General features: G+C 51.1%; 7 protein-coding genes. 5 read left to right on the forward strand and 2 right to left on the reverse strand.

All coding sequences use genetic code 11. From position 1 onward, the window contains the following. Nucleotides 1-552: 552 nt before the first annotated feature. Nucleotides 553-1,350 (forward strand): hypothetical protein, encoded by a 798-nt coding sequence (locus KJ970_13740; GenBank protein ID MBU2691977.1) that lies wholly within the window; start codon nucleotides 553-555, stop codon nucleotides 1,348-1,350. Nucleotides 1,351-1,794: 444 nt separating this feature from the next. After that, on the forward strand, nucleotides 1,795-2,385 hold the full coding sequence (locus KJ970_13745) for a hypothetical protein (protein ID MBU2691978.1): 591 nt from the start codon (nucleotides 1,795-1,797) through the stop codon (nucleotides 2,383-2,385). Between the two features lie 259 nt (nucleotides 2,386-2,644). Here the strand turns inward: KJ970_13745 and KJ970_13750 are convergent, their stop codons facing one another. Then, complete coding sequence (locus KJ970_13750) at nucleotides 2,645-3,889, reverse strand: IS256 family transposase (GenBank protein MBU2691979.1); 1,245 nt, start codon at nucleotides 3,887-3,889, stop codon at nucleotides 2,645-2,647. A 150-nt stretch (nucleotides 3,890-4,039) separates the two neighbouring features. On the opposite strand from KJ970_13750, the gene KJ970_13755 reads away from it, so the two are divergent. Both KJ970_13755 and KJ970_13760 read left to right on the forward strand, forming a co-directional pair. Further along, a complete protein-coding gene (locus tag KJ970_13755) occupies nucleotides 4,040-4,591 on the forward strand; it encodes a hypothetical protein (protein MBU2691980.1) in 552 nt (183 codons plus the stop codon). Between the two features lie 40 nt (nucleotides 4,592-4,631). Next, entirely contained in the window at nucleotides 4,632-5,168 is a 537-nt protein-coding gene (locus tag KJ970_13760) for a hypothetical protein (protein MBU2691981.1), read from the forward strand. A 184-nt stretch (nucleotides 5,169-5,352) separates the two neighbouring features. Here KJ970_13760 and KJ970_13765 read toward each other — a convergent pair whose 3' ends face one another. Continuing rightward, nucleotides 5,353-5,973 carry a uracil-DNA glycosylase gene (locus KJ970_13765; protein ID MBU2691982.1) on the reverse strand — a complete coding sequence of 207 codons (621 nt, stop codon included), beginning with the start codon at nucleotides 5,971-5,973 and terminating at the stop codon, nucleotides 5,353-5,355. A 400-nt stretch (nucleotides 5,974-6,373) separates the two neighbouring features. Between KJ970_13765 and KJ970_13770 the strand changes: the two genes are divergently transcribed. Next, nucleotides 6,374-7,414, forward strand: a 1,041-nt coding sequence (locus KJ970_13770) for a right-handed parallel beta-helix repeat-containing protein (GenBank protein MBU2691983.1), incomplete at its 3' end; no start/stop codon positions are given.

Genomic DNA, 7,414 nt, shown 5'->3' on the forward strand with positions numbered 1-7,414 from the left:
GCGGCTTGATGCGTCGTGGTCAAACAAGATGACGCAGGCATCCGGTGATAGCATTACGATTTCAATGGACAAGTCCTTTATCATAGTCAGGCGCGTAGATAATCCCCAATCGCATTATGAGATGGTTTCCTGGGCTGGGGTCTGGGACGAGTAGGGGCGATTTTCACAATCAACGACCTCATCTGGACTCCTCCGTCAAGAGGGAACATAGATTTTTCCTCCGGAACAGCGGTCGGACTGACTGCAACCGTATCGCCGTGAAGCGATCGGTCCCGCGATTCATGACGCTGGCGCTCAGGGTGAAAAGGAGATAGGATCATTCCTGGTTGGCCGGGGCAATGGAAGAAATCTCAACCGGCACTAAGTTCGAGGTCGGTCTCGGATCCCGGAAGTCGTAATGTCTAGGCGGACAGGGAAGATCCCAAGATGAATTCAAAGGACACAGTCCTTGCCGGGCCATTTTGAAGCACTAGTGTTAATAGGGAGGCGAAAGGAATTGTTTTAATCCTTACTGAGGAAAATGCAAAAAAGACACGCGGATACTAAACAGAAATGGCCAAAACACTAAAATCAGTGAAAGGCTTGAGTATTGTAGTCACTGGAAAGTGCTGGATCCAGCGTGACGAATTATTCACACTAATTCGCAAACGCGGTGGCAAAACCAGATATACAAACACAGTGAGAGGAAAAGATGACCTCCTGGTCAGAGGCGGGACATCATCAGGATATGCCTATGGCACATACGGGCTCAAAGAACATGCAGCAGCGCAGTTGATTCGGGGCGGCAACGAAATCGCAGTTATTGATGATTATGAGTTCAGGAAAGTAGTCGAGGACGAGAAGCCTGGGCGATTTGCTAATACAGTGGCTGGTCAGCCAATAGAATGGCTGCGGCCCCCAAAAGACTCGAAATCTTATGAAAAAGGTTGCAAAATCTCTGGGCCACTGGATAGGGAATACACATCCAAGGGGAGGCTTGAGCAAGGTTATCTCAGATCACACCTTTTCAGAAACAAGGAGAAAGACACATGCGCACTCTGTGGGCGTTTGTTTCCGCTTGAATTGTTAATAGCCGCTCATATTAAACCGCGAAATGAATGCTCATTGCGTGAAAGACGCGATGCCGAACATATTGTCTTCCCACTATGTTTGCTGGGGTGTGATTCACTTTATGAACGTGGCTTGGTAAGCGTCAACACAAACGGGATTGTTGTTATGACTACAATAGAGGAAATGACAAGAAGCGTCAGTATCTTTCTGAAGAAGTTATCAGGTAGAAAATGCCGCTCTTGGAAGCTTGAAACATCAGCTTACTTCCGCTGGCATTTCGATAGAAGATTTAGGGGATAATTCCTCTTGGCGTCTAACGACCTTCGTCCGGACTCCTTCAACAAGAATTATACAGCCCAGGTAAGGCGGTGGAACTGACTGCACCCTCGTCTTCGGCCTCTAAGTTGGAGCCCATAGACTCCGGGCCATGATGGAATCCGCACGCGGGGGGCAATTGAACCTGATGATCGCTCTTGCGGCACCCCTCGCAAATGTGGGAGAATGGACGCGCACATGGGAGTGAGCGAGGGACGCGTCGATGACCCTCGTGGGCTAGAACGTTGAGTGTATATATTAAAAATAAATTCAGGGGCATGAAAATGCGAGTTTGGCTGCCGTTCCAGGTATCAATAATAACGCTCGTTATCGTCTGTCTGATAGGATGCTTCCATGGGTCTGATGACACCCGCGGCATATCGGGCGTCCTAATTGAATAAAGATCCTAGGCGATCAAAGGAGGAGAAAATGCCCCGCCGCCTACTATTTCTATTTGTACTACTGGTTGCCATTGATATTGCAGCGGCCGAAGATATTGAAATTGGCTATGACGAAGGAATAGCGGGCGCGTTTGCATTTCAAACATTGGGTTCAGCAAACGCTGTTCGATTTACTCCACTGACCTATCCCATGAAGATTCTGAGCACGAAAATGTTCCTAGAAGTCTATGAAGCAAGCTGTGACTCCCAATCGGTCTGGATACTTGACGATGATGGCGAGGAGGGCCAGCCAGGGACAACGCTTTATGGCCCGACACCATTAATGGTCCCCGCAGCAACAGGAAGGATGTGGATTGAGTTTTCGTTGCCCGACACCAGCAATATTGTGATCTCGGCTGGTGATTTCTATGTTGCCTATGTTCAGCACGGAGTGCCTTTTGAGTGTACCTCGTTGGGCCTGGATACGAATACTGATGAGCCGGCTCGGCAGTGGCAATACGTAGACGGCGAATGGGGGATTTCGTATCCCATAAGTGATTTCATGATTCGCGCCATTGTGAGGACAGGGATTGTTCCAACAAAAATGATTTCGTGGGGGGCGATCAAGAGCCGGTATTGATAACAAACTCTAACGAGTTTATATGGACTCCTCCGCCAATGAGAAAAAGCCGGCAACGACCGAGATGGCGGTGGGACTGACTGCAACCGTATCTCCGTGCAGCCATCGGCCCTCATTTCATAGCGCTAGCGCTCAGGGGGGAGATGAGATAGGATCATTGCGGATTGGCAGGGGCTGCGTCAGAAAGGCTAACCCGCGATAAAGTCTGAGGTCGGCCTTCGATCCCGGAGAGTTATTGTCAAGAGTTGTGTATGAGCTCTTAGGCAGCGACATCCTCCACCCCGTCCACAAACTTCACTCCTTCGATGACTTTGGTCAGAAGCTCATAGCCATCGATCTTTCTCCAGCCCTTCTGAGCGCAGCGGCATAGCTGAAAGACCATCGTCAGGGCCGTCACCCGTGACAGACACCCGCGGGTTTTCGCTGTGCGCAGCTTCACCGTCGCGAATGTCGATTCGATGGGATTGGATGTCCGCAGGTGCTTCCAATGCTCAGCGGGGAAGTCATAGAATGCCAGGAGTTCCTCGCGATCCTTGGTGAGACATTCCACCGCCTTCGGGTATTTCGCCCCGTAGGTCTCCGCGAACGCATCCATTGCCTTCTCGGCTTCCTTGCGGCTCTCGGCCATCCAGATCTCGTGCAGCGCGGCCTTCGCCTTCCCATGAACGCCCTTGGCCATCTTGTTTAACACGTTCGCGGTCTTATGAACCCAGCAGCGCAGCGGACATGTCTGCGGATAGACTTTATGCAGCGCCTTCCAAAAGCCCAGGGCGCCGTCTCCCACCGCGCCCCGCGGCGAGGCTTCCATCCCACGCTGCTTCAAATCCAACAACAGCTCGAGCCACGACTGCTCGCTCTCACGGTAACCGTCCTGGATCGCAATCAGCTCCTTCGTCCCCGAGGGCGTCGATCCCATCAGCACCAACACGCATTGCTTCTGCTCCTCAAGTCGCGCCTGAAAGTAAACACCATCGGCCCACAGGTACACATACTCCTTCGCCGACAGGTCCCTCCGATTCCAGTCAAGATACTCCACCTCCCAGCTCTTCTTGAGCCGGCTGATCGTCGAAGCCGACAGACCCGCCGCATCAGGCCCCAGGAGCGACGTCAGGGCCTCGCTGAAGTCCCCCGTCGAGATCCCCTTCAGATACAACCATGGCAGTAACTCCTCGATGCTCTTCGAGCGCCTCAGGTACGGCGGTAGAATCGACGATCGAAACTGGATCTTCTCTCCGCCCTCCGCGCGGTCACGGGCGCGAGGGGCTTTGACCGTCACGGCGCCTATCCCGGTCTGCACTTCGCGCTCCTTGTGGTGCCCATTGCGAACGACCCGCTGGCGGCCATCTTCGTCTCGCAACTCACGATAGCGCTCCAGGAACTCCTCGATCTCGACCTCCAGGGCCTTGGTCAGCAGCTCGCGGGCTCCGTCTCGCAAAATGGCCGTCAGCAAATCCACCGTGCTCTCTGCTGGCTTTAACCCTTCGATATGCGTTATCTTACTCATGGCGTGTCCTCCTACCCCCTGAGCAAATGCCTCAGGGTTTCTTGGGTTAGGTTTTCAGGAGGATACGCCGCCTTTCTTTCTTAGGTCATCCACAACTTTCGGTTATAACTCGATCCCGGAAGTCATAATGTCTAGGTGGTGGATACTCTAATGGATGAAATTACTCTTAAAGGGCTTGAAGAGAAGCTGTCTCCAACTAGTGTTCGGAAAAACCTACATAATGCATCTTTGTTCCTTTCCGCGTACGAGTTACTGAAAAGCCAAGTAATTAATGAGGTTCGAGGCTTCTTCTTGCTTAAATCTAAGGATGGACGATTAGTTTATTCGGAAAAATATAAAGAGGATGTTCTAGATCGATCAAAAAGTCTCTTAGAAGCATCAAGTCTGTGGTTAGTTGATCGAGGAGCGATCACAAAAATACAAGTGGAGGAAATTCTAGAAATTCGTGAACATCGTAATGCCATTGCCCATAAGCTTCCAAACTATCTTTTTGTTCCTGACACCGAAATCAAAATGACTCTATTAATGAAAACGCGACAATGCATTGACCAGATCGGACGCTTTTGGGCGCAAATATCAATTGATTCAACTCCCGAATATGATAACAAGGGAGTTAAGCCTGAAGATATCAAGACAGGGGCCAGTATTGCTATAGATTTTATTATGGATGTCATAGAAAACGAAAATATATTAAACACATAAACCGTGCCAATCCGGTTCGCGGATGTTCAAGGAAATTATAATGCCAGAGTGGAGAAATAAATCGCTAATTGACTTTGAATCTAGTTTTCTACACGATCTAGCTTGCTTTTTGGATTCGAAGTTAGACCAACTTGATTCTGAATCAAATAAAGCCGAAGATCCAGATGCAGAGGGAGTATATGATCGTGCAGAATATATAGTTGGTTTAGGCTTTGCAGCTTGTCAGCAGTATATGACTACCAAGATATCATATTCGAGGTTGAATAAGAAAGAAGCTCTCGACTGCGGTCCGTTTCGCAACTCGGACATTCCAATTGCGGCCATTGTTAATAATGTAGCGAACCTCTGGAAGCATTCGGCAGAATGGAGCAAAGGCGAGGAAGAAAGACGAGCAAGAAAATTACTGTTGTATCTTGGTGTCGATCATGAATATCCAGATGATATGGACATATGTTCACATATCGCTACCACGGTTCTGCATCATCTTCTATCGCCCTTGCCGAATAGATTTCAGATGCTAATACCTTCTTTGATGGAGTGGAGAAATCAGATCCTTAATTCGATCAAGGAGCCGTAATGTACAAATATCCGACAAATGCGTGATCGGGTGAAATCGGCCAACCAGACCGGTGGGAATCCGGCCGATGATTCCGGTCCATTCCGCCCACCGATTCCGCTCCAACCCACCCACCCATTCCGCCCCGATTCGCTCCCGGCCCCAGATCCACCTGCAGCAGGGGCGGCCAGGGGGGGTGGGGCGCTCAACCTAACTTCTCAGCAACCTCCCGCAACGCCTCCAGCACCATCCCCCGATTCTCCCGCCGCCGGTTCACAAAAACCGGGCTTGGATGCGGGCAGGGCATCAGGATCAGATCGGGCCGGAGTTGCCGGATACGCTCGGCCACCCGCTGAGCCTTGCGCCCGACCAGGACGACAATCCGCAGCCGGGGCAGGAGATCCGGGGTCTTCAGGAGCCGATTCAGCCACCGCCAGCCCTCATCAATGTCGGCTGGCTTGGCCGGACGTATTCGCGGGCCATCACCGATGTACCAGGGCACAATATTCCAATTCACAGTGCGGCTGCGATCGATCCCGGCCTCGGCATTTAGCAGGAACCAGTTCTTGGCGGTCTCGTCGGGATTGTTGCGGGATACGAAGCCGCTCTTGACCGCCTTTGGTCCGGGCGCCTCGAGCAGGAACAGACATTCCGCATCTACGCCGCCATCGGCCGGGTCGAAGTAGGGGACTCTCTTGCCGCATCGCTCCCGGCGTCGGATGGTCTCAACGAAAGCATTGAGCTTCCTCACATGCGGGTCATTGATTCGGGCTATGAGCGCATCCTTGTATTTTTTGTCGCCAAGGGATTTCGGCTGATCGATCATTGGGCTGCCCTGTTTTGCCGGCCAATTCCGAGCAGACGGCCGGACCCGGCAGATTACTTGAATATCGTCGACCATTGACATCTGCATCGATCAAAAATGTGTGCCGGTGATTTCGCAAGGTCATTTCGGAACGATCAGGCCGGGACAAGCACACACCCCTTGAAACCTACCCCAAGCCATGCTGCCATAATCTTCCCGTCTCCCAATGCGAAGCGGAGATAACCAGGGCCCGCCGATGGGTCGTCGGTGGGGCTCACCTATTCTATCAGCGCCGTCATCTCCAATCTAGTCGGTTGCAACACGATACGGCGACAGATCGGTTCTTCATAATTCTCCAACCTCATGTTATAATATCGGTGTAAGAATATTGCTAATGTCCGCTCTTGGGGAGGGTGAGCTCGTGACCAAATGGCTGTTCTTTATAATCCAAGTCATGCTAATCCCGAATCTTAGCCTGGCCGCGACCTGGTATGTCACAGCTGATGGCACCGGCGATGCTCCGACCATTCAAGCTGCAGCTGACAGCTCCGCCCAAGGGGATACAGTCCTGGTCTCCCAAGGCACCTATTTGGAGAACATCTATATCTCAGAAACTGGTATTTCTTTGATTTCCGAATCAGGGCCAGAGTTGACGATACTAGATGGCAGCGCTGAATCTGCTCCCGTCATCTACTATGACGAGGTGGAGGGTGGTGTAGTTGACGGCTTTACCATTCAAAATGGTAATGAAGACCTGGATCGCGGAATAGTCATCGTTGGCCATGATCTTCTCGTTAGGAATAATTTCCTGATTGGTAATTATACAATTTCCGCCGGTGGTGGAATCCAGTGGGATGGAAGTGGTGCAATTGAGAACAACACCTTCATTGAAAATGAGGCAGAGTCTGGGGGAGGATTGTATATATGCTACTCTGAGCATGATGCAATCCCAAGTGTGAGGGCAAATGTTTTCATTGATAACCACGCTGAATTGGAGGGTGGTGCTTTGTATCTCAGGCTTGATGAGGTCGTTGTTGAAGAAAACCTATTTGAAGGAAACGAAGCGCCGGAAGGTGGCGCAATCTATTGCTTTTCCGCTAATGTAATAAGGCGGAACACATTCTATAGAAATCAAACATACGGCGGTGCGATATCATTTAGAGCAGCGACCCGCCCCCTCGTGGAAAACAATATTATAGCCGGGACAATAGATGGATTTGCGGTGAAGTGCATTGCTGTAGGAGGTTACACTCCCGAGCCTCAAATTACGTGCAATGCCTTCTGGAATAATCAAGCGGGTATCTGGTATGAGTATGGTTGTAATCCAGCCTGGTGGCCGGGCAATTTCGAGGCTGACCCCCTCCTCTGTGATCCGGAAAGTGGGGATTTCCATTTGGCTGAGAATTCGCCTTGCGCGCCCGGGAATCATCCCTACGAATACGCATGTGGCCTGATTGGCGCA

Source organism: Candidatus Eisenbacteria bacterium, from assembly GCA_018831195.1.
In the GTDB taxonomy this organism is placed as follows: Bacteria; Eisenbacteria; RBG-16-71-46; order CAIMUX01; family JAHJDP01; genus JAHJDP01.

Bases quoted from the DNA above. Each gene is read 5' to 3' on its own strand.
- KJ970_13740 (MBU2691977.1), top strand. From the start codon at position 553: ATGGCCAAAACACTAAAATCAGTGAAAGGCTTGAGTATTGTAGTCACT.
- KJ970_13745 (MBU2691978.1), top strand. From the start codon at position 1,795: ATGCCCCGCCGCCTACTATTTCTATTTGTACTACTGGTTGCCATTGAT.
- KJ970_13750 (MBU2691979.1), bottom strand. From the start codon at position 3,889: ATGAGTAAGATAACGCATATCGAAGGGTTAAAGCCAGCAGAGAGCACG.
- KJ970_13755 (MBU2691980.1), top strand. From the start codon at position 4,040: ATGGATGAAATTACTCTTAAAGGGCTTGAAGAGAAGCTGTCTCCAACT.
- KJ970_13760 (MBU2691981.1), top strand. From the start codon at position 4,632: ATGCCAGAGTGGAGAAATAAATCGCTAATTGACTTTGAATCTAGTTTT.
- KJ970_13765 (MBU2691982.1), bottom strand. From the start codon at position 5,973: ATGATCGATCAGCCGAAATCCCTTGGCGACAAAAAATACAAGGATGCG.